Annotated in this window: 24 protein-coding genes; 23 read left to right on the top strand and 1 reads right to left on the bottom strand. The window is 69.0% G+C overall.

The features are described 5' to 3' along the window. Window positions 1-29 precede the first annotated feature (29 nt). The 23 genes from ABIC25_RS01220 to ABIC25_RS01110 all read left to right on the top strand — a co-directional run bounded on the left by ABIC25_RS01220 (window position 30) and on the right by ABIC25_RS01110 (window position 23,406). Window positions 30-542: a TIGR02611 family protein gene (locus ABIC25_RS01220; RefSeq protein WP_354559595.1), complete on the top strand. Its 513-nt coding sequence runs from the start codon at window positions 30-32 to the stop codon at window positions 540-542. Between the two features lie 121 nt (window positions 543-663). Then, on the top strand, window positions 664-2,757 hold the full coding sequence (gene thrS / locus ABIC25_RS01215) for a threonine--tRNA ligase (protein WP_354559593.1): 2,094 nt from the start codon (window positions 664-666) through the stop codon (window positions 2,755-2,757). Then, window positions 2,750-3,313: an ATP adenylyltransferase gene (locus ABIC25_RS01210; protein ID WP_004018806.1), complete on the top strand. Its 564-nt coding sequence runs from the start codon at window positions 2,750-2,752 to the stop codon at window positions 3,311-3,313. The genes thrS and ABIC25_RS01210 overlap by 8 nt, the downstream gene beginning before the upstream one ends. A gap of 96 nt (window positions 3,314-3,409) precedes the next feature. After that, a complete protein-coding gene (gene pgsA / locus ABIC25_RS01205; RefSeq protein ID WP_354559592.1) occupies window positions 3,410-4,111 on the top strand; it encodes a phosphatidylinositol phosphate synthase in 702 nt (233 codons plus the stop codon). Beyond that, window positions 4,108-5,031, top strand: coding sequence for a phosphatidylinositol mannoside acyltransferase (locus ABIC25_RS01200; protein WP_354559590.1), 924 nt, complete (start codon window positions 4,108-4,110; stop codon window positions 5,029-5,031). Before pgsA ends, ABIC25_RS01200 begins: the two co-directional genes overlap by 4 nt. 46 nt (window positions 5,032-5,077) lie before the next feature. After that, entirely contained in the window at window positions 5,078-6,202 is a 1,125-nt protein-coding gene (locus ABIC25_RS01195) for a glycosyltransferase family 4 protein (protein ID WP_101818781.1), read from the top strand. Beyond that, window positions 6,202-6,747 (top strand): LemA family protein, encoded by a 546-nt coding sequence (locus tag ABIC25_RS01190; protein ID WP_248645347.1) that lies wholly within the window; start codon window positions 6,202-6,204, stop codon window positions 6,745-6,747. The genes ABIC25_RS01195 and ABIC25_RS01190 overlap by 1 nt, the downstream gene beginning before the upstream one ends. A 95-nt stretch (window positions 6,748-6,842) precedes the next feature. Then, window positions 6,843-7,754 carry a pyridoxal 5'-phosphate synthase lyase subunit PdxS gene (gene pdxS / locus ABIC25_RS01185; protein WP_004018801.1) on the top strand — a complete coding sequence of 304 codons (912 nt, stop codon included), beginning with the start codon at window positions 6,843-6,845 and terminating at the stop codon, window positions 7,752-7,754. 131 nt (window positions 7,755-7,885) lie between these two features. Continuing rightward, complete coding sequence (locus tag ABIC25_RS01180) at window positions 7,886-8,752, top strand: PP2C family protein-serine/threonine phosphatase (RefSeq protein WP_101818783.1); 867 nt, start codon at window positions 7,886-7,888, stop codon at window positions 8,750-8,752. An 11-nt stretch (window positions 8,753-8,763) separates the two neighbouring features. Then, window positions 8,764-9,531: an FHA domain-containing protein gene (locus ABIC25_RS01175; RefSeq protein WP_354559588.1), complete on the top strand. Its 768-nt coding sequence runs from the start codon at window positions 8,764-8,766 to the stop codon at window positions 9,529-9,531. Window positions 9,532-9,701: 170 nt separating this feature from the next. Beyond that, window positions 9,702-10,196 carry a helix-turn-helix transcriptional regulator gene (locus tag ABIC25_RS01170; RefSeq protein ID WP_354559587.1) on the top strand — a complete coding sequence of 165 codons (495 nt, stop codon included), beginning with the start codon at window positions 9,702-9,704 and terminating at the stop codon, window positions 10,194-10,196. A gap of 64 nt (window positions 10,197-10,260) precedes the next feature. Then, a complete protein-coding gene (locus ABIC25_RS01165) occupies window positions 10,261-11,103 on the top strand; it encodes an acyl-CoA thioesterase (protein ID WP_004018797.1) in 843 nt (280 codons plus the stop codon). Then, window positions 11,100-11,720, top strand: a complete 621-nt coding sequence (pdxT, locus tag ABIC25_RS01160; RefSeq protein WP_064571788.1) for a pyridoxal 5'-phosphate synthase glutaminase subunit PdxT — start codon at window positions 11,100-11,102, stop codon at window positions 11,718-11,720. Before ABIC25_RS01165 ends, pdxT begins: the two co-directional genes overlap by 4 nt. Window positions 11,721-11,875: 155 nt before the next feature. Further along, the gene (locus tag ABIC25_RS01155) at window positions 11,876-12,631 is read left to right on the top strand and encodes a YebC/PmpR family DNA-binding transcriptional regulator (RefSeq protein ID WP_004018794.1); all 756 of its coding nucleotides are present in this window, start codon (window positions 11,876-11,878) and stop codon (window positions 12,629-12,631) included. 104 nt (window positions 12,632-12,735) lie between these two features. Continuing rightward, a complete protein-coding gene (gene ruvC, locus ABIC25_RS01150) occupies window positions 12,736-13,305 on the top strand; it encodes a crossover junction endodeoxyribonuclease RuvC (RefSeq protein ID WP_064571789.1) in 570 nt (189 codons plus the stop codon). Continuing rightward, a complete protein-coding gene (gene ruvA / locus ABIC25_RS01145; RefSeq protein WP_004018792.1) occupies window positions 13,302-13,895 on the top strand; it encodes a Holliday junction branch migration protein RuvA in 594 nt (197 codons plus the stop codon). Before ruvC ends, ruvA begins: the two co-directional genes overlap by 4 nt. After that, the gene (ruvB, locus tag ABIC25_RS01140) at window positions 13,896-14,984 is read left to right on the top strand and encodes a Holliday junction branch migration DNA helicase RuvB (RefSeq protein WP_354559585.1); all 1,089 of its coding nucleotides are present in this window, start codon (window positions 13,896-13,898) and stop codon (window positions 14,982-14,984) included. A gap of 149 nt (window positions 14,985-15,133) precedes the next feature. Next, the gene (gene yajC, locus ABIC25_RS01135; RefSeq protein ID WP_004018788.1) at window positions 15,134-15,517 is read left to right on the top strand and encodes a preprotein translocase subunit YajC; all 384 of its coding nucleotides are present in this window, start codon (window positions 15,134-15,136) and stop codon (window positions 15,515-15,517) included. Between the two features lie 252 nt (window positions 15,518-15,769). Next, entirely contained in the window at window positions 15,770-17,395 is a 1,626-nt protein-coding gene (secD, locus tag ABIC25_RS01130) for a protein translocase subunit SecD (protein WP_239403943.1), read from the top strand. Next, window positions 17,392-18,588 (top strand): protein translocase subunit SecF, encoded by a 1,197-nt coding sequence (gene secF, locus ABIC25_RS01125; protein ID WP_354559583.1) that lies wholly within the window; start codon window positions 17,392-17,394, stop codon window positions 18,586-18,588. The genes secD and secF overlap by 4 nt, the downstream gene beginning before the upstream one ends. Before the next feature lie 10 nt (window positions 18,589-18,598). Beyond that, window positions 18,599-20,320, top strand: a complete 1,722-nt coding sequence (locus ABIC25_RS01120; RefSeq protein ID WP_239403942.1) for an ABC transporter substrate-binding protein — start codon at window positions 18,599-18,601, stop codon at window positions 20,318-20,320. Window positions 20,321-20,336: 16 nt separating this feature from the next. Then, window positions 20,337-20,912, top strand: coding sequence for an adenine phosphoribosyltransferase (locus ABIC25_RS01115; protein WP_004018784.1), 576 nt, complete (start codon window positions 20,337-20,339; stop codon window positions 20,910-20,912). A 109-nt stretch (window positions 20,913-21,021) separates the two neighbouring features. Further along, window positions 21,022-23,406 carry a RelA/SpoT family protein gene (locus ABIC25_RS01110; protein WP_239403941.1) on the top strand — a complete coding sequence of 795 codons (2,385 nt, stop codon included), beginning with the start codon at window positions 21,022-21,024 and terminating at the stop codon, window positions 23,404-23,406. Between the two features lie 463 nt (window positions 23,407-23,869). Here ABIC25_RS01110 and ABIC25_RS01105 read toward each other — a convergent pair whose 3' ends face one another. Continuing rightward, window positions 23,870-24,790, bottom strand: a complete 921-nt coding sequence (locus ABIC25_RS01105) for a peptidylprolyl isomerase (protein WP_033203425.1) — start codon at window positions 24,788-24,790, stop codon at window positions 23,870-23,872. Window positions 24,791-24,848 lie beyond the last annotated feature (58 nt).

Genomic DNA, 24,848 nt, shown 5'->3' with positions numbered 1-24,848 from the left:
ATCGGGCCGGACGAACAGGGTGGGAGACGATGCCGACACCGGGGGCGAGCGAGTCCGGAGTGAACGAGACCTCCACGCCGGACACCGCGCGGCGTGGATCGTCGACGTCGGACCGGGTCGATCGCGGGTCCCGCCGGCACCGGCTCCGGATCCTCGCGCGTCACCGTCGCTTCGTCGTACGCAGCAATCCGCGGTGGCACGGCATCTACCGCATCGCGGTCGGGACCATCGGCACGATCGTCCTGCTCTGCGGGATCGTCGCGATCCCGTACCCGGGCCCCGGATGGCTCATCGTGTTCCTCGGCCTCGGAATCCTGGCATCGGAGTTCGAGTGGGCCCACCGCCTGCTGAAGTTCGCGCGCGCCAAGTACGACGCCTGGATGGAGTGGATGGGCCGTCAGCACTGGTCGGTGCAGGCGATCTTCTGGCTCGGTACCTGCGCGATCGTCATCGCGACCCTCTGGGTGCTCGGTGCCCTGCACACCGTCGCCGGCTGGGTGGGTCTCGACTACGAGTGGCTGGCGAGCCCCGTCTTCGGCTGACCGCCGGCGCCACGAGGTAGGGGTGCACCCCGCGACGACCCGGCGCGGATACCATCAGAGTCGCAAACGTCCCGACCCGGACGCGTCTTCGCGTGTCCGCCCCGACCCTAGGAGCGCCCCCGTGCCCGACGACGTCCAGGTGACCAGCCCCGCCACGATCCGTGTGCCGGCTGGGACGACCGCGGGCACCGCACTGCGCGAGGCCGAGTTGCCCAACAAGGGGCCGGAGGCCGTCGTCGTCGTCCGCGACGAGGGCGGCGATCTGCGCGACCTGTCGTGGGCACCCGACGCCGACACCGATGTCGAACCGGTCGCCGCGAACACCGAGGCCGGCCGCAGCGTGATCCGGCATTCGACCGCACACGTTCTCGCGCAGGCGGTCCAGGAGCTGTTCCCCGAGGCCAAGCTCGGCATCGGCCCGCCGATCAAGGACGGCTTCTACTACGACTTCGACGTCGCCGAGCCCTTCACACCCGAGGACATCGCAGCCCTCGAGAAGAAGATGAAGCAGATCATCAAGTCGGGTCAGCGATTCTCGCGCCGGGTCTACGCGTCGAAGGACGAGGCCCGCGCCGAACTGGCCGGCGAGCCGTTCAAGCTCGAGCTCATCGACGACAAGGGTGCCGCCGACGACGCCGAGGTCATGGAGGTCGGTGGTGGCGAACTGTCGGTCTACGACAACCTCAATCCTCGTACGGGCGAACGGATCTGGTGCGATCTGTGCCGCGGGCCGCACGTCCCGACCACCAAATACATCGCGGCTTTCAAGCTGACCCGCAGCTCGGCGGCCTACTGGCGCGGCGATCAGGCCAACGCCGGCCTGCAGCGCGTGTACGGCACCGCGTGGGAGTCTACGGAGGCCCAGGACGCGCATCTCGAGATGCTCGCGGAGGCCGAGAAGCGCGACCACCGCCGCCTGGGTTCCGAGCTGGACCTGTTCAGCTTCCCCGACGAGATCGGCTCGGGCCTGCCGGTCTTCCACCCCAAGGGCGGCATCATCCGCAAGGAGCTCGAGGACTACTCGCGACTCCGCCACTCGCAGGCCGGCTACGAGTTCGTCTACACCCCGCATGCGACGAAGGGCGAGCTGTTCAAGCGGTCGGGTCACCTCGACTGGTACGCCGACGGCATGTACCCACCGATGCAGCTCGACGAGGAGGTCGACGCCGACGGCACCGTCCGCCGACCGGCCATCGACTACTACCTCAAGCCGATGAACTGCCCGATGCACAACCTGATCTTCAACTCGCGGGGCCGTTCGTATCGTGAGCTGCCGCTTCGCCTGTTCGAGTTCGGCACGGTGTACCGCTACGAGAAGTCCGGCGTCGTCCACGGCTTGACCCGTGCGCGCGGCTTCACCCAGGACGACGCCCACATCTACTGCACCCGGGAGCAGATGGGCGATGAGGTGCGGTCGCTGCTGCAGTTCGTGCTCGATCTGCTGCGCGACTACGGTCTCGACGACTTCTACCTGGAGCTGTCGACCCGCAATCCCGACAAGTCGATCGGCTCCGACGAGGCCTGGGAAGAGGCGACCGAGGTCCTGCGCGACGCCGCGTCGAGCTTCGGACTCGACCTCGTCGACGACCCCGGGGGCGCCGCGTTCTACGCGCCGAAGATCTCCGTGCAGGCCCGCGACGCCATCGGCCGGACGTGGCAGATGTCGACCATCCAGGTCGATCTGATGCTGCCGGACCGGTTCGAGATGGAGTACACCGGTTCCGACGGCGCCAAGCACCGCCCGGTGATGATCCACCGCGCCCTGTTCGGGTCGATCGAGCGGTTCTTCGGTGTACTCACCGAGCACTACGCGGGAGCGTTCCCGGCCTGGCTGTCCCCAGTCCAGGTGGTGGGCATCCCGGTCGCCGAGGCGTTCGTCGAGCACCTCCGGGGCGTCGTCGACGATCTGTTCGCCGCCGGCGTCCGCGCCGAGGTCGACTTCTCCGACGACCGGATGCAGAAGAAGATCCGCAACCACACCACCGGCAAGGTGCCGTTCATGCTGCTGGCCGGCGAGCGCGACGTCGAGGCAGGCGCGGTGAGCTTCCGCTTCCGCGACGGGACGCAGGTCAACGGCGTGCCGGTGGCCGACGCGGTGTCCGTCATCGTCGAGTGGGTCCGCAGCAGGCGCAACGAGTCGCCCACCAAGGAGCTGATCGAGATCGCCCTGGGCGACGTGGAGACGGTCGTGGTGGCGGGGGCGCTCGATGAGTGACGCCGCCTTCGGGGACGCGCCCGGCGAGATCCGGGACGAGGGGGTCGGCGTCGGCGATCGCCTGCAGCGGCTGTGGAGTCCGCACCGGATGACCTACATCGCCGACCCGCAACCGGCGGAGAAGACCGGACACCCGTTCCTCGACATCCCGACCATGTCCGACGAGGACGGTCTCATCGTGGCGCGCGGCGAGGCCGTCTACGCGGTGCTGAACCTCTATCCGTACAACCCGGGGCACACCATGGTGGTGCCGTACCGGCAGGTCGCCGACCTCGAGGACCTGACCGCGACGGAATCGGCCGAACTGATGTCGTTCACGCAGCGGATGATCCGGACCATCAAGTCGGTGTCGAATCCGAACGCCTTCAACGTGGGACTGAACCTCGGGTACGCCGCGGGCGGTTCGCTCTCCGAGCATCTCCACCAGCACATCGTGCCGCGGTGGATGGGCGACGCGAACTTCATCACGATCGTGGGTGAGACGAAGGTCATGCCACAGCTGCTGCGAGACACCCGCGGACTGCTGGCCGATGCCTGGCAGCGTCTGGGCGACTGACGTCCGCGGCGTGCGATCAGGTGAGGCGAGTCAGACGATGAGTGACCGGGACGCGTCGGCGCGCGGCGCGCGGCGAGATGGGGGAGGAACTCGGCGATGCTGAGCATTCTGGGTCGGGCGTCGGTCTCGAAGGTGACCCTCCCGATGGGTCGGGCGCTCCTGCGGACCGGGCTCACGCCGGACTCGGTGACGGTGATCGGCACGCTGGCCGGCGTCGCGGCCGCGCTCACCCTCTTCCCGATGGGACAGCTCTTCTGGGGCACGCTGGTCATCTGGCTGTTCGTGATGTTCGACATGCTCGACGGCGCGATGGCCCGTGCCCGCGGCGGTGGTACGCGCTTCGGTGCGGTCCTCGACGCGACATGCGACCGCGTGGCCGACGGCGCCATCTTCGCCGGCCTGGCGTGGTGGTGCGCCGTCACCGAACCCCACGATCTGTTGCTCGTCGCGACCCTGATCTGTCTGGTGACCTCCCAGGTGATCTCCTATGCCAAGGCCCGCGCGGAGGCGAGCGGTCTCTACGGCGACGGCGGTCTCATCGAGCGGCCGGACCGGCTCATCATCGTGCTCGTCGGCACCGGGCTCACGGGCCTCGGGTTGTGGTGGGCCGTGCATGTGGCGATGTGGCTCCTCGCCGTCGCCAGCGTCATCACCGTCGGGCAGCGGATGTGGTCGATCGCCCAGTCGCCGGGCGCGCGGGACCTCATCCCGATCACGCCTGCACCCGAGGACACCGCATCCGAGGACGGCCCGACGGCCGGCCCGGACGGACCGACGCCACCCGTGGGAGAGCGATGACCGATCTCGGCGCACTGGCGGCCGACCTCGGGTACCGGGCGGGCTGGGCCGCGGTCCGATGGGCACCGGAGCGGGCGGCGCGGGCCGTGTTCGACCGCGCGGGGAACTTCGCCGGGCGCCGGTCCGGCGGTCCGGATCAGTTGCGGCGCAATCTCGCCCGTGTCCTCGGTGTCGAACCGGCGGAGGTGCCCGACGACCTCCTCGCCGACGCGATGCGGTCGTACGCGCGCTACTGGTGTGAGGCGTTCCGGCTGCCCGCGCAGGATCGCGCGACGGTGGCGCAGACCGCGGTGCTCCCCGACGCGGACCGGGCTCGTCTGGATGCCGCGCTGGCCCCCGGCAAGGGCGTGATCCTGGCCCTGCCGCACACCGGCAACTGGGACATGGCCGGAGTCTGGCTGGTCCAGCACTACGGCCGATTCGCGACCGTCGCCGAGCGACTCAAGCCGGAGACGCTGTTCGAGCGGTTCGTTGCCTACCGGGAGTCGCTCGGCTTCGAGATCTTCCCGCTCAGCGGCGGCGAGCAGCCGCCCTTCGGGCTGCTGGCCGACCGGCTGCGTGCCGGGGGCATCGTGTGCCTGCTCGGGGAGCGGGACATCGCCCGGCACGGGGTGCCGGTGACCTTCTTCGGCGAGCGAACCCGCATGCCGGCCGGGTCGGCGCGGCTGGCGATCGAGACCGGCGCGGCACTGTTGCCGGCCCATCACTGGTTCGAGGAGGCGCCGTACTCCCGCATGAGCCTCGGCGAGCCGATCGACGTCTCCGGCGGCATCGAATCCGCCACGCAGGCACTGGCCGACGCCTTCGCGGTCAACATCGCCGCGCACCCGGCGGATTGGCACATGCTGCAGCCGCTCTGGGAGGCGGACTGGACCGATCGGCAACGCAGTCGCGTGGAACAGGACGGGCCGCCGCGGTGACCGGCACGCACGATCAGGATTCGGGAACGACGACCAGGGGAGTGCCATGCGTATCGGGATGATCTGCCCCTACTCCTTCGATGTGCCCGGCGGGGTGCAGGCCCACGTCACCGAACTCGCCGACGTCTTCCTCGACCGCGGTCACGAGGTGAGTGTGCTCGCCCCGGCCGCCCGCGACACCGACCTGCCGGAGTACGTCGTCCGGGCGGGGCCGGCGCTGGCGATCCCGTACAACGGGTCGGTCTCCCGCGTGAACTTCAGTCCCAAGGGCTATCTCCGACTGCGACGCTGGGTCGCCGAGAACGGCTTCGACGTCCTGCACGTGCACGAACCGAATTCGCCGAGCATCTCGATGCTGTCGCTGATGGTGGCGTCCGGGCCGATCGTCACGACGTTCCACACGGCGACGTCGAAGTCGTTGTGGCTGAGTGTTTTCCAGGGAATCCTGCGGCCCTATCACGAACGGATCGCGGGCAAGATCGCCGTCTCCGAGCTCGCGCGCCGGTGGCAGATGGAATCGCTCGGCTCGGATGCCGTCGAGATCCCGAACGGCATCAACGTCGCGTCCTTCGCCGACGCGGAGCCCCTCGAGGGATATCCGCATCCCGGTGGGACGATCCTGTTCCTCGGTCGCTTCGACGAACCACGCAAGGGCATCGACGTGCTGATGCGCGCCCTGCCCGCGGTGGTGGAGAAGTTCCCGTATGTGCGGGTCCTCGTCGTCGGCGGCGGCAATCAGGCGGCGTTGCGCCGTCGGGCGGGCGCGCTCGCCGAGCATCTCGTGTTCCTTGGGCAGGTCGACGACGCGACCAAGGCGCGGGCGCTGGCTTCGGCCGACGTGTACTGCGCACCCAACCTCGGCGGCGAGAGCTTCGGCATCGTCCTGGTCGAGGCGATGGCGGCGGGTGCGGCGGTGATCGCCAGCTCGCTGAACGCTTTCCGCCGGGTCCTCGACGACGGCCGGGCGGGTCGGCTGGTCGAGACGGGTTCCCCCGATCAGCTAGCGGCGGGGCTCGTCGAGCTGCTGACCGATCCGGAAGCGCGCGCCGACCTCGTCGCCGCCGGCCGGATCCGCGCCGACAAATACGACTGGTCGCGGGTCGCCGATCAGATCCTCCGGGTCTACGACACCGTCACCGTGGGAGCCGGTCCGGTCGTGGTGTCGGACTGATGGCCACCTGGATCGTTCTCGGCGTGGTGGCCGTGCTGCTCGTGATGGGCTGGGCCTACCACACCGCGAACCGGCTCGACCGCCTCAACGTGCGGGTCGACCTCGCCCGTCAGGCGCTCGAGTCGAGTCTCGACCGTCGAGCGGTGGTCGTGCGTGCCGTCGCCGCCGAGATGATCGCGGGCGACGGTTCCGCGGGGTACCGCAAGCCCGTCGGCGACGACGTCGCCGCTCAGGCGCGCGAACTGGCGCTGCTGGCCGACCGGGCCGAGCGTGCGGCTCCGTCGGCGCGTGAAGACGCCGAGAACGCCGTGTCGGCCGCGCTGGCGCGCACCGACCCGAACCGTCGGTCCGCGGCGCTCGTCGTCGAGCTCGCCGATGCCGAGACGCGGGTGATGATGGCCCGTCGCTTCTACAACGACGCCGTCCGCGACACCAGGGCTCTCGCGCAGCGGCGGCCCGTCCGGTGGCTCCGGCTCGGCGGGCACGCCACGCCCCCGGAGTACTTCGAGATCATCGAGCGCGTCACCCCAGGCCAGGCGGACTGACCCTCGTCGGGGGCGATCGGGCGCTCACCTAGACTGGTGGGCGTACCGACGCCGCGATCGCGGCTGGTCGAGACTGCGACACGAGGAGATCTTCAGTGAGTCACAACGGCGCGACCGTTCCCGAGGTCGGCCAGGGCACGGCCCGGGTCAAGCGTGGCATGGCAGAAATGCTCAAGGGCGGCGTGATCATGGATGTCGTGACCCCCGAGCAGGCGAAGATCGCCGAGGACGCCGGCGCGGTCGCGGTCATGGCCCTCGAGCGGGTGCCCGCCGACATCCGCGCCCAGGGTGGCGTGTCGCGGATGAGCGACCCGGACATGATCGACGGCATCATCGCCGCGGTGTCGATCCCGGTGATGGCCAAGGCCCGCATCGGTCACTTCGTCGAGGCGCAGGTCCTGCAGAGCCTGGGCGTGGACTACGTCGACGAGTCCGAGGTCCTGACCCCGGCCGACTACAGCAACCACATCGACAAGTGGGCGTTCACCGTGCCGTTCGTGTGCGGTGCGACCAATCTCGGTGAGGCCCTGCGTCGCATCACCGAAGGCGCGGCGATGATCCGCTCGAAGGGCGAGGCGGGCACCGGCGATGTGTCCAACGCGACCACGCACATGCGTCAGATCCGCGATCAGATCCGTCGGCTGACGTCGCTGCCGAAGGACGAGTTGTACGTCGCGGCAAAGGAATTGCAGGCGCCCTACGATCTCGTTGCCGAGGTTGCCGAGGCAGGCAAGCTGCCGGTCACGCTGTTCACCGCCGGCGGCATCGCCACCCCGGCCGACGCCGCGATGATGATGCAGCTCGGCGCCGAGGGCGTGTTCGTGGGATCGGGGATCTTCAAGTCGGGCAACCCGGCACAGCGCGCCGCGGCCATCGTGCAGGCGACCACCTTCCACGACGACCCGGACGTGCTGGCGAAGGTCTCGCGCGGTCTGGGCGAGGCGATGGTCGGCATCAACGTCGACGACATCCCGCAGCCGCACCGCCTCGCCGAGCGCGGCTGGTGACCGGTTCGACCGAATCGTAGGAGGTCAGACGGACCGCCGTCCGCCGCGGAGCCTCCGCCCAACACGCCCGAGACCGAACAGTCGACAGGCGTAGCGGGTCAAGGGCTCCGCGGCGGTAGTATCTGCTGATCATGGATGCGGCGACCATCGTTCGAGACGCTTCGGTCTCGGGCACACACATCGTGGGTGAATTGCGGCTCGAGTGGTCTGCCGCGTGCAACGTCGGACGAGTCCGCGAGACAAACGAGGACGCTGCGCTCGCGCTGCCGGGGATGTACCTGCTCGCCGACGGCATGGGCGGTCACGACAGCGGGGAGCTGGCCAGCGAGGCAGCGCTTCTCACCCTGTCGGAGGCCACCAGCGCGGGGGAGCTCAAGGCCACCCAGCTGCAGCTCGATGATCTGCTGCTCGCCGCCCAGCGTCGGATCGGGGAGATCGACACCGAGACCGAGCGTCGCGCGGGCACCACCGCGACCGGCGTCGTGCTCGTCACGCACGAGCAGAGCCCCCACTGGCTCGTGCTCAACATCGGCGACTCCCGGACCTACCGTTTCCAGAACGGGTCGCTCAACCAGCTCACCACCGACCACTCCCAGGTCCAGGAATTCATCGACGCCGGCTTCCTCACCCCCGAGCAGGCCCGCACCGACCCGCGTCGCAACGTGATCACCCGTGCGTTGGGCGCCGGCATGGTCGACCCGGTGGCCGACTACTCGAGCACCCCGGCTTTCCCGGGTGACGTGCTGCTGCTGTGCACCGACGGCCTGACCGGTGAACTGCCCGACGAGGAGATCGGCGACATCCTGCGCAACGCCGCGGATTCCCAACAGGCTGCCGAGCGGCTCGTCGACGCCGCGCTGGCACTCGGCGCGCACGACAATGTCACCGTGATCGTCGTGTCCGTCCACGAGTCGGTGCCGACCCTGACGATGCCCGCGCTCGACGGTTCGGCGCAGGGAGAGGCAGCCGGACAGGCTCCGGCACCCGACCCGAGCTGATCGGAGAGCAGATGACCACGGGGCAGGATCGAGCCGCGACCCCCGCAGAACCCGGCGACGCCGCGCTCGATACCGGGGCAACCTACGTCGAGTACTGCGGCGAACGCATCGCCCTCGACGCCGATCGTCGATTCTTCATCGGTCGGGAAGCCGATCTGTCGATCGACGACAATCCCTACCTCCATCGTCGATTCCTGGTCATCCACAACGAGAACGGGCTGTGGTGGCTGACCAATCTGGGTACGCACCTGTCGGCCAGCGTGTCGGCGGGCGATGTCGGGTTCTCCGCGACGTTGGGTCCCGGCGCGCGGATGCCGCTCGTCTTCGGCGAGACGACCATCGTGTTCACCGCGGGCCCCACCACCTATGAACTGAGCCTGTTCGCCCGCGCGCCGCAGGTGAAGTCCGTGACCCGCCCGGAGTACAGCGGCGGTCACACCACCCAGGGCGTGCCGACGCTCACCGAGAGTCAGAAACTGCTCATCATCGTGCTGGCCGAGGAGATCCTCCGACGCGAGGGGACAGGGTCGAGTGCCATCCCGTCGTCGGCGCAGGCGGCCCGACGGCTGGGCTGGCCGCTCACCAAGTTCAACCGCAAGCTCGACAACGTCTGCGACAAACTCGACCAGCTCGGCGTGAGCGGAATGCGCGGCGGCGGAGGCAAACTCGCCAGCAATCGCCGGACCAAACTCGTGGAATACGCGGTGTCGTCGCGCATCGTCACCCGCGAGGACCTCCCGCTCATCGACGCCGAGGCGGCACGGAACGCCGAGGGCTGAGGTCGACTCTCCTTTGCACGCTGTTGACCTGCGGTTTCACCGTGGGTAGTTCTCCCCACGCGTAGGGGAGTTCTCCCCATCGACCAGCGGGCCATCAGCCCATAATCTTCATTTCATCGCCGGGAAGACCCGGAAGACCACCGGTTCGAATGAGTGAAGAGGAAGCACACATGACTGCGATCGCCCACCAGGCTCCCCAGCACCTGCGCTCGGTCAGCGCTCGTCGCGACGCGGAGGCCATCGCCCGCCGGAAGGAAGCCCTGGCGCGTCTCGCGGCCCGCCGGATGCCGTTGCCCGGCCACCAGATCCAGACGTCGCGTGCGGGTCAGCCGCTGGGTCTGGGACATCGACCGGGCCACCCCCACCTGCACCGGGCGGTCGCCGTGTCCGCCACCACCGACATCCCCGAGGTCGCCGCGGCACCGGCCGTCGACCGGGCGAAGCCCAACCTCACCTCACGCGAGGTCGAGGTGCTGCGCACCTGGATGCTCGTCGACTCCAAACCTGCTGTGGCACAGGAGCTCTACATCTCGCTCGGCACGGTCAACACCCACCTCACCCGTATCCGGGCCAAGTACGCCGAGATCGGCCGTCCGGCCCCGACCAAGGCGTCGCTGGTGGCCCGCGCCATCCAGGACGGGATCATGACGCTCGACGAGCTCTGATCGCGGAACGTCCGGCCGGCGGGCAGGGGAGTGTCCACCGGTCCGGTGCGCGATACTGGTCTGCGTGGCAGCCATCGAGGACATACTCCAGGTCGAGCAGATCGACAACGACATCTACCGCGGCGGTGCCTTCCCGAGTCGCCTGCAGCGCACTTTCGGCGGTCAGGTCGCAGGCCAAGCCCTGATGTCGGCGACCCGGACGGTGTCCGAGGAGTTCGACGTCCACTCGTTGCACGGCTACTTCCTTCGCCCCGGCGATCCGGACCGCCCGGCGGTGTTCCTCGTCGACCGCATCCGGGATGGACGATCCTTCGTGACCAGGCGGGTGACCGGAGTCCAGAACGGTGAGGCCATCTTCACCATGTCGGCGTCGTTTCACGTCCGCACCGACGAGGGCTACGAGCACCAGGACCGGATGCCGCCGGCGCCGCGCCCGGATGAGCTCGCCGACCGATCCGAAGAACTGAGTGAGAGCGAGCGCGCGGTCTTCCAGGAGTGGCGCAACTTCGACCTCCGCATCGTCCCGGCCGACAAGCTGGTCACGTCGCCCTATTTCGCTGCCCAGCAACGGGTGTGGTTCCGTTACCGACATCCGCTGCCCGATGACACGGTGTTCCACGTCGGCACGCTCGCCTACATGAGCGACATGACCCTGATCGGTTCGTCGCGCGTGCCGCATCCGGACTCCAAGCCGCAGGTGGCCTCCCTCGACCACGCCATGTGGTTCATGCGGCCCTTCCGCGCCGACGACTGGCTCCTCTACGACCAGACCTCGCCGTCGGCGGGAGCCGGACGTTCCCTCACCCAAGGGCGGATCTTCGACCTACAGGGACGACTCGTGGCCGCGGTCACCCAGGAGGGCCTGACCCGCACCGGGCGGCGCGACCCCGCCCGGACCGATCGGTGACCGCGACGAACCGGCCGCGTATCGGGGTCCTCGCGCTGCAGGGTGACGTCCGCGAGCACGTCCACGCGCTCGAGGCCAGCGGTGCCGACGCCATCGCCGTCCGTCGTCCGGCCGAGCTCGACGAGATCGACGGGATCGTCATCCCGGGCGGCGAGTCGACCACGATGAGCAAATTGCTCGGCATCTTCGACCTGTTCGACCCGCTCGCGGAGAAGCTGTCCGACGGGCTCCCGGCCTACGGGTCGTGCGCCGGCATGATCATGCTCGCATCCACGATCCTCGACACCCGACCGGACGCGCGGCACCTCGATGCCCTCGATGTGACGGTGCGCCGCAACGCATTCGGCCGCCAGGTCGAGAGCTTCGAGACCGATCTCGACTTCACCGGGATCACCGACGTCGAGGGTGCTGCGCCGATGCGCGCGGTGTTCATCCGCGCGCCGTGGGTGGAGACGATCGCCCCCGAGGTCGAGGTGCTGGCGCGCGTGCCCGACGGTCCGGCGGCCGGGCGGATCGTCGCGGTCCGTCAGGGAAACGTCCTCGCGACGTCGTTTCACCCAGAGGTGACCGGCGACCGGCGCGTACATGAATACTTCGTGGAGATGGTGCGTCGGTAAGATCGTGCCGAACCAGAGGTAGACCATGAGCCCGGCACGCCGGGCGCAACCAACAGGGCGCACAACAAGTTGGGCGGCCGAACAGAGGCAGGAGTGCGCCGGATGCGGGCTGCGGCCCGCCGCACGTGCCGGCGCCGGGAAAGGAATCGACGGACATGAGCGGCCACTCCAAATGGGCCACCACCAAGCACAAGAAGGCGGCCATCGACGCCAAGCGCGGCAAGATGTTCGCCAAGCTCATCAAGAACATCGAGGTGGCGGCACGGACCGGCGGCGGCGACCCGGCGGGCAACCCCACGCTGTTCGACGCCATCCAGAAGGCGAAGAAGTCGTCGGTCCCCAACGACAACATCGAGCGCGCGCGCAAGCGCGGCGGTGGCGAAGAGGCCGGCGGCGCCGACTGGCAGACCATCATGTACGAGGGCTACGGACCCAACGGTGTGGCCGTGCTCATCGAGTGCCTCACCGACAACCGCAACCGCGCGGCCGGCGAGGTCCGGACCGCGATGACGCGCAACGGCGGCAACATGGCCGACCCGGGCTCGGTGTCCTACCTGTTCACCCGCAAGGGCGTGGTGACGCTCGAGAAGAACGGGCAGAGCGAGGACGACGTGCTGATGGCTGTGCTCGACGCCGGTGCCGAAGAGGTCACCGATCTGGGTGAGTCCTTCGAGATCGTCAGCGAGCCAAGCGATCTGATCGCAGTCCGCAGCGCTCTGCAGGAGGCCGGGATCGACTATGACTCCGCCGAGGCGAGCTTCCGGGCGTCGGTCGAGGTGGCCGTGGACGCCGACGGCGCCCGCAAGGTGTTCAAGCTGATCGACGCGCTCGAGGACTCCGACGACGTCCAGAACGTCTACAGCAACGTCGACATCAGCGACGACGTCCTCGCCGAACTCGAGAACGACTGACCTCAGGACGCGACCCGGTGTGTTGATCACCGGCGTCGTCCGCCCCTCCCGATAGGATCTCGAACAGTTGTTCGCAACTGTCCGCGAGGCCTGGGAGGGTACGAGTGCGCGTCATGGGTGTCGATCCGGGTCTGACCCGGTGCGGTATCGCGCTGGTCGAGTCGGGGCGTGGGAGGTCGGTGACGGCGCTCGACGTCGACGTGGTGCGCACCCCGAGTGACATGGACCTCGCCGAGCGGTTGCTCGCCATCTACACCTCGGCGTGTCACTGGCTCGACGTCCACCAGCCCGACGTGGTCGCCATCGAACGCGTCTTCGCCCAGAACCAGGTGTCCACCGCGATGGGGACCGCGCAGGCCGGTGGCGTCATCGCGCTCGCCGCGTCGCAGCGCGATGTCCCGGTCCGCTTCCACACCCCCTCGGAGGTGAAGGCGGCCGTGACCGGCAGCGGGCGCGCCGACAAGGCGCAGGTGACCGCGATGGTCACCCGGATTCTCGGCATGCAGACCAAACCGCGTCCCGCCGACGCGGCCGACGCGCTCGCGCTGGCGATCTGTCACTGCTGGCGCGGACCGATGATGGAACGGATGGCCGCCGCGCAGAAGCAGGCCGACGCCGCCGCGGCCCGTCACCGCGCGCGGGTGGCCCAGGCACGAGAGGGGAGTCGCGCATGATCGCGTCAGTTCGCGGACCGGTGTTGGAGATCGCTCTCGACCATGCCGTGATCGATTGCGGGGGAGTGGGTTACCGCGTGCTGGCCACACCCGCGACGCTGTCCCGGCTTCGCCGGGGCGACGAGGCGACGCTGCTGACCTCGATGATCGTCCGCGAGGACTCGATGACGCTCTACGGCTTCACCGAGCCGGACGCCCGCGCCCTCTTCGCTCTGCTGCAGACGGTGACCGGTGTCGGCCCACGACTGGCGATGGCCACCCTCGCGGTGCTCGAACCGGATGCGCTGCGGCGAGCACTCGCGGAGTCCGACACCAAGGCCCTCACGTCCGTGCCCGGCATCGGCAAGCGGGTGGCCGAACGGCTCTGTGTCGAACTGCGGGACAAGGTCGACCGGCCCACCGGCGAGCCCGCGAGCGGTGTGACCGTCGTCGGCGGCATCCGAGAGCAGGTCGCCGAGGCCCTCGTCGGGCTGGGATTCACCGCGGGCCCCGCCGAGAAGGCGGTCACCGCGGTCCTCGCCGAACACCCCGACGCCGATGCGTCGACGGCGCTCCGGCACTCGTTGTCGCTGCTGGGGAAGGCGTCCTAGATGTTCGACGACACCGATGGCGTCGACGACCGGGACGTGAGCGCGACCCCGGTTCGCTCCGACGGCGATCTCGACGCGGGTCTGCGCCCGAAGTCGCTCGCCGACTTCATCGGGCAGCCGCGGGTCTGCGAGCAGCTCGAACTGGTCCTGCACGGTGCCAAGGGGCGTGGCGGCACACCCGACCACATCCTGCTGTCGGGTCCGCCAGGGCTCGGCAAGACGTCGCTCGCGATGATCATCGCCTCGGAGATGGGGGCCGCCATCCGGGTGACCTCGGGTCCGGCCCTGGAGCGCGCCGGCGACCTCGCGGCCATGCTGTCCAACCTCGTCGAGGGCGATGTGCTGTTCATCGACGAGATTCATCGCATCGCGCGTCCGGCCGAGGAGATGCTGTACCTCGCGATGGAGGACTTTCGCGTCGACGTCGTGGTCGGCAAAGGGCCCGGAGCGACCTCGATCCCGCTCGACGTCGCGCCGTTCACCCTGGTCGGGGCGACAACCCGATCCGGTTCGCTCACCGGGCCGCTGCGCGACCGGTTCGGATTCACCGCCCACATGGAGTTCTACGAACCCGACGAGCTCGTCCGGGTGCTTCATCGGTCGGCCGGGATCCTGGGCATGGAACTCCGCGGCGACGCCTCCGGCGAGATCGCTCGCCGCTCGCGGGGCACGCCCCGTATCGCGAACAGGCTGCTACGCCGGGTCCGTGACTACGCCGAGGTGCGCGGCGACGGCTCGATCACCGTGGACGTCGCCCGCGCGGCGCTCGCGGTCTACGACGTCGACGAACTCGGTTTCGACCGGCTCGACCGAGCCGTGCTCGACGCCCTGATCCGTGCCTTCGGCGGCGGACCGGTCGGCGTGTCGACGCTGGCCGTGGCGGTCGGCGAGGAGCCGGCCACCGTCGAGGAGGTCTGCGAACCGTTCCTGGTGCGCGCCGGGATGATCGCCCGGACGCCCCGCGGGCGGGTCGCCACCGCCGCCGCCTGGCATCACCTCGGTCTCACCCCACCGGCGGGTGCGATGAACGCCACCTTCGGCGTGCGTCCGCGCGACGTCGGCGCGGAGACGTTGTTCGACGACCTCTGACCACACCGGCACCACCTGCGGGGATGACCTCCGCGCAAGACGTGGCACACTGTGTGGAGCACAGCTGAGCTGATGCTGCCCGGATCACCTCCGGACAGGCCGCTCGCTCACGCCGTACATCCCGATACCCAAAGGACTGACTCGCACTCATGGACGCTCTGCTCTTCCCGCTCCTGCTCGCCCTGCTGGCCGGCTTCATGTTCCTGTCGATGCGGAAGCAGAAGAAGCGTGTGGCCGAGATGCAGGAGATGCAGAACTCGGTGTCCACCGGAACCCGCGTCCAGCTGACCTCCGGCCTCTTCGGCACCGTGATCGATGCGAGTTCGCCCGACGTCGTCGACGTCGAGATCGCGACCGGCGTGGTCACCCGCTGGAACCGGCTCGCGGTCATGCGCGTGGTCCCGACCGACGAGGCTGCCGCCACCTACGCGGGTCACGTCGCCCCGGAGATCCCGTCCGACGACTACGACGACGTCGACTCGGTCAGCCTGGACAAGCCTGCCGCCGACGACGCGCGCGACACCGACAAGTAAGCCGAATCCGCGCCGCGTCGATTCTGCGACGCGGCGCGCCCACCTGCCCGCACGGCCGCGTCGCACGCGGCTCCGGCGGGACCTGGCCGCGGGCCGGTGGTGGGTCGTGCCGGTCGTGATGCCCGTCGGCCGGTTGACGCTCTCAAGGAGACCTGAACAGCTGTGACAACTCCCTCTCGGACTTCGGGGAAGGGCCGGACTGCAGGGAAGCGGTCGCGACCGGCTCGAGAGATCCCGCCGTGGCGCCCGCTCGTGGCCTTCATCGGCCTGCTCGCGGTCGTGTACGGCCTGATCTTCTTCACCGGACCCCAGACCATCGAACCGAAACTCGGCATCGATCTGCAGGGCGGTACGCGGGTCACGCTGACCGCGCGGACCGAAGACGGGCAGGCGGCGACCCGAGAGCAGCTCGACCAGGCGAAGCAGATCATCGAGCAGCGTGTGAACGGCCTCGGTGTCTCCGGTTCCGAGGTCGTCGTCAGCGGCGACAACCTGATCATCACGGTTCCCGGCCAAGACGGTGCGCAGGCCAAGTCGCTGGGCCAGACGGCGCGCCTGTACGTCCGGCCGGTGGTCGGGCAGCCGGCCATGGCGACCCCGCAACCCCCGAAGCCCGAGAGTGCCGACGACCAGGCCGACGCCCTGCCCACCGAGGCCGCGGCCGCCGCGATCGACGAGCAGCGCAGACTGCGCCAGGCGCCGGCGAACGCGACCCCGCAGCAGCTCGAGGCACTGCAGCAGCAGATGGCGAAGATGGACTGCTCGCCGACGGCGAACGATCCGCTGCTGGGCAACGATCGCCCTGACCAGTACCTCGTGGCCTGTTCGACCGACGGCTCGGAGGTCTACCTCCTGGGCCCGGAGATCATCGACGGTCGCGACATCAAGAACGCCAACGCCGGTACCGATCCGCAGACCGGCGAATGGGTGGTGACCCTGGAATTCGAGGGTGAGGCCGCCAACTTCTGGCCTCGGTACACCGCCGAACAGGCACCCAACCGGACCCAGACCGCGTTCACGCTCGACTCGCGCGTCGTCTCGGCACCGGCGATCAACGAGCCCATCCCGGGTGGTCAGACGCGGATCAGCGGCGGTAGCGCCAGCCCGTTCACCGAATCGTCGTCGAACGAGCTCGCGAACGTGCTGAAGTACGGCTCGCTGCCGCTCTCGTTCACCGCGTCGGACGCCGAGACGATCTCGGCGACACTGGGTCTCGCCTCGCTGCAGGCGGGCCTCATCGCCGGACTGGTCGGCCTGATCGCGGTCTTCATCTACGCCCTGGCCTACTACCGAATGCTCGGCATCCTCACGGTGCTGTCGCTGGTCCTGGCCGGCGCCATGGTCTACGGCATCATCGTCCTGCTCGGCCGCTGGATCGGATTCACACTCGACCTGGCCGGTATCGCGGGTCTGATCATCGGTATCGGTATGACCGCCGACTCCTTCGTCGTCTACTTCGAGCGAATAAAGGACGAGATGCGCGAGGGGCGCAGCTTCCGGTCCGCGGTGCCCCGCGGCTGGGCGAGCGCGCGCCGCACCATCTGGTCCGGCAACGCGGTGAGCTTCATCGCCGCCGCCGTCATCTACGTCCTGGCGATCGGCGAGGTCCGCGGCTTCGCGTTCACGCTGGGTCTCACCACGATCCTCGATGTCATGGTCGTGTTCCTGGTCACCCACCCGCTGGTCGTCTACGCGAGCCGCTCGACGTTCCTGTCGAAACCGAGCGTCAACGGCCTCGGAGCGATCAGCGAGGTCGCCCGCCAGCGTCGCGTCGCGGCACACCGACAGGCGAGTGCTGCCCCCGACGGCACGCCCGCGGGCACCGCGGACGCCGACGACACCACTGATGCCACTCGGGAGAAGGGGACGGTGCGATGACCGGGCCGGACAACAAGGCAGCCGGCGACTCGGCCGTTCTCGACGCCGACAAGGCCCAGTCCGGCGCGGACGCCGACTTCGTCGCCGATCGCAACCGCTCGTTCCTGTCCCGGCTCTACACCGGTACCGGTGCGTTCCAGATCGTCGGGCGTCGGCGCATGTGGTACGGCGTGACCGCCGCGATCCTGCTGATCTGCCTGGCCTCGATCGGAATCCGTGGGTTCACCCTGGGCATCGACTTCGAGGGCGGCACCCAGATGTCGGTACCGGTGGCCTCCTCGGAGATCACCGCGGAGTCGGTGGAGAAGGTCGTCGCCGACACGCTGGGCGAGGCTCCCGAGTCGGTGCAGACCGCGGGTGCCGGCGGCAGCCAGACGGTCCAGGTGCGCACCGAGACACTCGATCTCGCCCAGGCGGAGTCGGTGACGCGTGCGTTGGCCGACGAGTTCGGACCGGAACTCGCGCCCGCCGAGGTGAGCATCTCGGATGTGAGCTCCACGTGGGGCAGTGAGATCACCGAGCGAATGCTGATCGCGCTGGTGGTCTTCCTGGTCATCGTCTTCGTGTACATCGCGGTGCGGTTCGACCGGGAGATGTCGATCGCGGCGATGGGGTCGCTGTTCTTCGACCTGATCGTCACCGCCGGGATCTATTCGCTGGTCGGCTGGGAGGTCACGCCGGCAACGGTCATCGGTCTGCTCACCATCCTCGGCTTCTCGATCTACGACACGGTGGTCGTGTTCGACAAGGTCTCGGAGAACACCCGCTCGGTCCTGCAGACAACCCGCCGCACGTACGCCGAACAGGCCAACCTCGGCGTCAACCAGACGCTGATGCGATCGATCAACACCACCGTCATCTCGGTGTTGCCGATCATCGCGCTGATGGTCATCGCGGTCTGGCTGCTCGGTGTCGGCACACTCAAGGACCTCGGTCTGATCCAGCTCGTCGGTGTCCTGGTCGGTACCTTCTCGTCGGTCTTCCTCGCGGCGCCGCTCCTGGCGACCCTGAAGGAACGTCGCCCCGAGATCGCCCGCCACACCGACAAGGTGCTCAAGCGTCGCGCCGCGGTCGAGGCCGGTGCGCCGGTCGGCGACGCGCGTCCCGTCCGGACCCAGCGACGAGGCGAGACCGTCGAGACCGACGAGGCGGACCGCGCGGTCCCGACCGGCAAACGCCGCCGGAACCGCTAGTCTCTCCGACGTGATCGTTCGGCGCCGGGAGTTCGTCAGGGTCCTGAGCCTCCTTGTCGGGGTCGTCTCGGTCGCCGGGCTGCTGACGGCATGCGGCGACGACGGGCCCCCGACCATCGACTACGTCGTCGACGCCCGGATCTCGACCTACAACGCGAACACGGTGGGCGGCAACGCCGACGGCGTGCTGATGGCGACCACCCGGTTGCTGCCCGGGTTCAGTCTGCTGGGCCCGGCCGGTCAGGTGATCCCCGATCGGGACGTCGGCACGGTCACCCAGGTCCCCGGCCGGTCGCCGACCCTGCGCTACGAATTCCGTCCCGAGGCGACCTTCTCCGACGGGGTGGCCCTCGATTGCGACGATCTCCTGCTGGCCTGGGCGGCGATGAGTGGACGGATGCCCGGCTTCACCCCGGCGACCACCGCGGGATACCGGGACATCGAGTCGGTGGACTGCGCGGCAGGCGACAAGAGCGCGACGGTGACCTTCGCGCCCGGGCGTGAGTACCGCAACTGGCTCTCCCTCTTCGGCGCCGGCACACTGATGCCGGCGCACGTCGTGGCCCGCGTGGCCGGACTGTCCGACGTCATCGACCCGATCCGGGCAATGGACCGGGCCGCCGTCGGACGCATCGCCGATGCGTGGAACACCGGATTCGATCTGGGTTTCGGCCCCGTCGATCACGCGCACTACCCGGCGTCGGGTCCCTACCGCATCGACCGGTATTCGCGATCGGGCGGGCTCGTCCTGGTGTCCAACGACAAATGGTGGGGTGACAAGCCCGAGACCTCGCGCATCGTCGTCTGGGGACGCGGTACCGACGCCACCCGCCGGCTCCCCGACGGACGGTTCGACGTCGTCGACGTGACGGCGGGCCTCGTCGACGGTGATGTCGCCGGATCCGCGGGTGCAGCCGGGCCGGCCTCGCCGGCGCGCGCGCTCGGCGTCGAAGAACTCGTCCTGGCCGGCCGCGGCGTGTTCGGCGACGTCCGCACGCGACGGGCGTTCGCCTCGTGTGTGCCGCGCGCCGACCTGGCGCGCGACTTCGGCGGAGGTGCGCAGGTCTGGAATCTGCGGGTGCTCTCTCCCGCCGACAACCTCGCCGGCCAGATGAACACCGAATTCGGTCAGGCCTACCAGCGACCCGACATCGAACGGGCGCGGGGACTCGTGCGGGCGGCGACCGGCCAGGGCGAGGATTCGGCCACCGGTGACACGACAACCTCGGCCGTCGCGACCCGGACGGTGCGCATCGGCTACGTCGCGCCGACACCACGGTGGCAGCAGATGACCGCGGCGATCGCGGCGTCGTGTCGCGGCGCGGGCCTCGCGGTCGAAGACGTGTCGTCACCGGACATCGGACCCGACGCGCTCGGCCGCGACGCCGACGTCCTGATCGTCGCCGGTGGCGCGTCGTTCGCGGCGGCCGGCGCCGCCGACCCGAGCCGCGACGCCTACGCCCTGCGCGGCGGGGACCCGTTGAACCTGTCCGGAATCCGGGAACCGATGGTGAGTCGAGGGGTCGATCAGCTCGCGACGACGGTCTCGGCGCCCGACCGGCTGCGTCTGGCGCGGTCCATCGAGAACGCGACCTGGTCGACGATGCCGTCAGTGCCCCTCTTCGCGGCACCGCGGGTGCGGCAATGGAAGGATCGGGTGGGCAACGTGGTGGCCGGGATGGGCCGCGACGGCACCGGATGGAACATGGATCGGTGGACGATCCGTGGCTGAGCAGGGGAGTGAACCGATGGGTGGTGTCGTGCCCGAACGTACGGCGGAGGCGGTCTCGCGAGCACGGGCGGCCATCGCCGAACACGCTCGCCTCGTGGACGACTTCCCGGCTCCCGGAATCGCATTCAAAGACCTGACCCCGGTACTCGCCGACCCGGAGGGGCTGTCGACGATCGTCACTGCGCTGACCCACGGTTGCTCCTCGATCGATCTCGTGGCCGGCATCGATGCGCGCGGCTTCCTGCTGGGCGGTGCGGTCGCACGTGAGCTCGAGGTCGGGGTGCTCGCGGTCCGCAAGGGAGGCAAACTCCCGCCGCCGGTCATCGCCGTCGACTACAGCCTCGAATACGGGCAGGCGACGCTCGAGATCCCGGCGAACGGCCTGAACCTGACCGGCCGTCGTGTGCTGCTCGTCGACGACGTGCTCGCTACCGGGGGGACCGCGGTGGCCGCGGCCGAATTGCTGCACCGCGCCGGTGCGCAGGTCGTCGGGGTCGCGGTGATCATGGAGCTCGCCGGTCTCGGCGGCCGGGACACGATCGCCCGGGGTCTCGGACCGGACGTTCCCGTCCACGCGGTCGCGTCGGACTGACGGCGTCGACACGGTGACGGCTGGACCGCGACTAGAATCGTCTGAGCCCGCCCGGGCAGGCGCGATGGGCTCATCGTGTGTCGACAGACAACCGTGAGGAGGACCGCTGATGCCCGATGAATCCGACACGGCGCAGCGCGGCGTGACCCCCGCGGAGAACGCCGGGACGACGCCCGAGAGCGCCGACCGGCCGGTCGGCGGCACGGGTGCGGTGGGTTCCATCCAGCCGGGCGCGTCCGCCTCGGCGTCGCGCCGGGTGCGCGCACGCCTCGCGCGCCGCATGACCGCGACCCGCAGCCAGGTCCGCCCCGTCCTCGAACCGCTGGTCACCCTGCACCGCGAGATCTACCCGAAGGCTGATGTCGCGCTGCTCCAGCGCGCCTACGACGTCGCCGACGAACGGCACAGCGGGCAGAAGCGCAAGTCCGGCGATCCCTACATCACCCATCCGCTGGCGGTCGCCACGATCCTCGCCGATCTGGGCATGGACACCACCACGCTCATCGCGGCACTCCTGCACGACACGGTGGAGGACACCGGCTATTCCCTGCAGGCACTGGAGAAGGATTTCGGGCCGGAGGTGGCCCACCTCGTCGACGGCGTGACCAAACTCGACAAGGTCGCCCTCGGCAGTGCGGCCGAGGCCGAGACCATCCGCAAGATGATCATCGCGATGGCGCGCGACCCCCGCGTTCTCGTCATCAAGGTGGCCGACCGACTGCACAACATGCGCACGATGCGCTTCCTGCCGCCGGAGAAGCAGGCCCGAAAAGCTCGCGAGACGTTGGAAGTCATTGCGCCACTGGCACATCGACTCGGTATGGCGACGGTCAAGTGGGAGCTCGAGGACCTGTCCTTCGCCATCCTGCATCCCAAGCGGTACGAGGAGATCGTCCGGCTCGTCGCCGATCGCGCACCGTCCCGCGACACCTACCTCGCCCGCGTGCGCGCCGACATCAACAACGCGCTCGCCGGCGCGCGCATCAACGCCACCGTCGAAGGGCGTCCGAAGCACTACTGGTCGATCTATCAGAAGATGATCGTCAAGGGTCGCGACTTCGACGACATCCACGACCTGGTCGGCATGCGCATCCTCTGCGAGGAGGACCGCGACTGCTATGCCGCCGTCGGCGTGGTGCACTCGCTGTGGCAGCCGATGGCAGGTCGCTTCAAGGACTACATCGCCCAGCCGCGATTCGGTGTGTACATGTCGTTGCACACCACCGTGATCGGTCCCGAGGGAAAACCCCTCGAGGTGCAGATCCGCACGCACGAGATGCACCGCACCGCCGAGTTCGGGATCGCCGCGCACTGGCGTTACAAAGAAAACGGTTACCGCAAGTCGGGCAAGAAGTCGGACACCGCCGAGATCGACGACATGGCCTGGATGCGTCAGCTGCTCGACTGGCAGCGGGAGGCCGCGGACCCGGGTGAGTTCCTCGAGTCGCTGCGCTACGACCTCGCCGTCCGCGAGATCTTCGTGTTCACCCCGAAGGGCGACGTGATCACGCTGCCCGCCGGGTCGACGCCGGTCGATTTCGCCTACGCGGTGCACACCGAGGTCGGTCACCGCTGTATCGGCGCGCGCGTCAACGGCCGGCTGGTCGCGCTGGAACGCACGCTCGAGAACGGCGAGGTCGTGGAGGTGTTCACCTCCAAGGCCCCGACCGCGGGCCCGTCGAAGGACTGGCAGACCTTCGTGGTCTCGCCGCGCGCCAAGGCCAAGATCCGGCAGTGGTTCGCCAAGGAGCGCCGCGAAGAGGCCCTCGAGGCAGGCAAGGACGCCATCGCCAAGGAGGTCAGACGCGGCGGACTGCCACTCCAGCGGCTCCTCAGCGCGGAATCGATGTCGGCGATCGCGCGCGAACTGCGCTACACCGACGTGACCGCGCTGTACACCGCGGTCGGCGAGAACCATGTCTCTGCACGGCATGTCGTCAACCGGCTGGTCGCGTCACTGGGTGGCATCGAGGACGCCGAAGAAGCGATCGCCGAGCGGTCGACACCGTCGACGATGCCGACGCGGTCGCGGCAGGGCGGCGACGCCGGTGTGATGGTCGACGGCATCGACAACGTCGTGATCAAGCTCGCCAAGTGCTGCACCCCGGTACCCGGCGACGACATCCTGGGGTTCGTGACGCGCGGCGGCGGGATCAGCGTGCACCGCACCGACTGCACCAACGCCGAATCGCTGCGCCAGCAGGAGGAACGCATCCTCGACGTGTCGTGGGCCCCGTCGCCGGAATCGGTGTTCCTTGTGGCGATCCAGGTGGAAGCGCTCGACCGGCACCGTCTGCTGTCGGATGTGACCAAGGTGCTCGCCGACGAACGCGTCAACATCCTGTCCGCGTCGGTCACGACGAGCCGCGACCGGGTCGCCATCAGCAAGTTCACCTTCGAGATGGGCGACCCGAAGCACCTCGGCCACGTCCTCAACGTCGTGCGCAACGTCGAGGGTGTCTATGACGTCTATCGGGTGACCTCGGCCGCCTGATCGCGACGTGGGGGGTCGGGCCCGCGACCGGCAGACTTCAGCTCGACCGACAGACTTCGATCGAAGTCTAGGAGTCGAGTTGAAGTCTGCCGGTCACTGAATCGGGGGCATCGGGGAAGGTCTTTCGTGGCCCACGAGGGTCGCCAGGCCGCAGGTGCTGAGGTGTGAGGAGCGCAAGCGACCCTCTCTCTGCTCCCTGAGGTGTGAGGAGCGCAAGCGACCCTCTCTCTGCTCCCTGAGGTGTGAGGAGCGCAAGCGACGAGCCTCGAAGGGTCACCCTGCTCTTCGTGGCTCGCTTCGCTCGCACCTCAGGGAGCAATGGGGGTCGCTTCGCTCGCACCTCAGGGAGCAATGGCGGGCCGCTTCTCTCGGATTGGTGAGCAGAGGTGGGTTGCTTCCGAAAGCGTTGGCCGCCAACACTCCTCGCACCTCAGCGAGCGGTGGCTCGTCGACATAGGTCGGCCTAGTTGATGGTGGCCGTCTCGATGGTCACGGGGAGCTTGGGCTCGCCGTCGCCCGGTTGGCTGCCGACCGGTCCGGGGTTGATGCCGCCGGCGTAGACCTTGTCGAGCACCGCGAGTCCGGGCTCGTCGACCTTGCCGACGATCGAGTAGTCCGGGCCGAGCTGGCTGTCGTTGATGACGATGAAGAGCTGGCTCGAGCCGGTGTTCGGATTCTGACCGCCCTGGCTGCTGTTGGCGATCGCGATCGTGCCGCGCGGGTAGGTGACGGGCGCGGAACCGGTCTGCGGATCGGGTTGTCCGGCGGGCTGCAGGTCGGTCGGCGGCTCGTCCGGGCTCGTCCAGCCGGGCCCGCTCATGCCGGTTCCGGTGGGGTCGCCACACTGCAGGATCTTCAGCGTCTCGCTGGTGGTCATGCGGTGACAGGTCGAGTCGTCGTAGAACTTGTTCTCGATCAGGGAGGTGACCGCCGCGGTGTTGCACGGGGCGCCGTCGCGTTCGAGCGTGATCGGCAGGGTGCCCTGGGTGGTGACGAAGGTGGCCTGTTCGGTGCCCGACTTGAGGACCCGTTCGTCCGGCTTGGGGGAGGTCCGCTCGTTCTTGGCGGCAGCCTTCAGCTCGTCGAGCTCGGCCTGGTACTGCGGCCGCTGCTCGGCCGGAACGGTGTCCGGCACCTGGTCGGGCAGCTGGTCGAAGCGGCTCGGGGAGTCCTCGTAGGCGCAGGTCGTCCAGCGGGCGGCCTCGCGGTCGTCCATGATCTTCTTCACCACGACGGCTGTCACGCCCGCGACGACGGCCACCACGACCGCGGTCGAGACGGAGGCGATGACGATCTTCCGCTTGCGCCGGGCGCGTCGCTCGGTCTCGAGGCGTTCTTCGAGCTTCCGCTTCGCCGCCTCACGGCGCTCCTCATTGGTGGACACGCGGGTGAATCCTCCTGAATCCCGGCACTCCAGTGCCGACGGTCTGCCGGCATGGGTG

Origin of the sequence: Gordonia sp. PvP123 (assembly GCF_040547295.1) — a bacterium.
GTDB lineage: Bacteria > Actinomycetota > Actinomycetes > Mycobacteriales > Mycobacteriaceae > Gordonia > Gordonia terrae.
The sequence above is the reverse complement of the archived record's forward strand: the minus strand, read 5'-3'. Positions and strand labels throughout refer to the sequence as shown.

Excerpts from the sequence above, each read along its gene's own strand:
- ABIC25_RS01200 (WP_354559590.1), top strand. The coding sequence starts at position 4,108 with ATGACCGATCTCGGCGCACTGGCGGCCGACCTCGGGTACCGGGCGGGC.
- ABIC25_RS01115 (WP_004018784.1), top strand. The coding sequence starts at position 20,337 with ATGGGTGGTGTCGTGCCCGAACGTACGGCGGAGGCGGTCTCGCGAGCA.
- ABIC25_RS01155 (WP_004018794.1), top strand. The coding sequence starts at position 11,876 with ATGAGCGGCCACTCCAAATGGGCCACCACCAAGCACAAGAAGGCGGCC.
- ABIC25_RS01170 (WP_354559587.1), top strand. The coding sequence starts at position 9,702 with ATGACTGCGATCGCCCACCAGGCTCCCCAGCACCTGCGCTCGGTCAGC.
- ABIC25_RS01110 (WP_239403941.1), top strand. The coding sequence starts at position 21,022 with ATGCCCGATGAATCCGACACGGCGCAGCGCGGCGTGACCCCCGCGGAG.
- ruvB (WP_354559585.1), top strand. The coding sequence starts at position 13,896 with ATGTTCGACGACACCGATGGCGTCGACGACCGGGACGTGAGCGCGACC.
- ABIC25_RS01190 (WP_248645347.1), top strand. The coding sequence starts at position 6,202 with ATGGCCACCTGGATCGTTCTCGGCGTGGTGGCCGTGCTGCTCGTGATG.
- ABIC25_RS01210 (WP_004018806.1), top strand. The coding sequence starts at position 2,750 with ATGAGTGACGCCGCCTTCGGGGACGCGCCCGGCGAGATCCGGGACGAG.
- ABIC25_RS01220 (WP_354559595.1), top strand. The coding sequence starts at position 30 with ATGCCGACACCGGGGGCGAGCGAGTCCGGAGTGAACGAGACCTCCACG.
- yajC (WP_004018788.1), top strand. The coding sequence starts at position 15,134 with ATGGACGCTCTGCTCTTCCCGCTCCTGCTCGCCCTGCTGGCCGGCTTC.
- ruvA (WP_004018792.1), top strand. The coding sequence starts at position 13,302 with ATGATCGCGTCAGTTCGCGGACCGGTGTTGGAGATCGCTCTCGACCAT.
- ABIC25_RS01175 (WP_354559588.1), top strand. The coding sequence starts at position 8,764 with ATGACCACGGGGCAGGATCGAGCCGCGACCCCCGCAGAACCCGGCGAC.
- ABIC25_RS01180 (WP_101818783.1), top strand. The coding sequence starts at position 7,886 with ATGGATGCGGCGACCATCGTTCGAGACGCTTCGGTCTCGGGCACACAC.
- pgsA (WP_354559592.1), top strand. The coding sequence starts at position 3,410 with ATGCTGAGCATTCTGGGTCGGGCGTCGGTCTCGAAGGTGACCCTCCCG.
- ABIC25_RS01195 (WP_101818781.1), top strand. The coding sequence starts at position 5,078 with ATGCGTATCGGGATGATCTGCCCCTACTCCTTCGATGTGCCCGGCGGG.
- secF (WP_354559583.1), top strand. The coding sequence starts at position 17,392 with ATGACCGGGCCGGACAACAAGGCAGCCGGCGACTCGGCCGTTCTCGAC.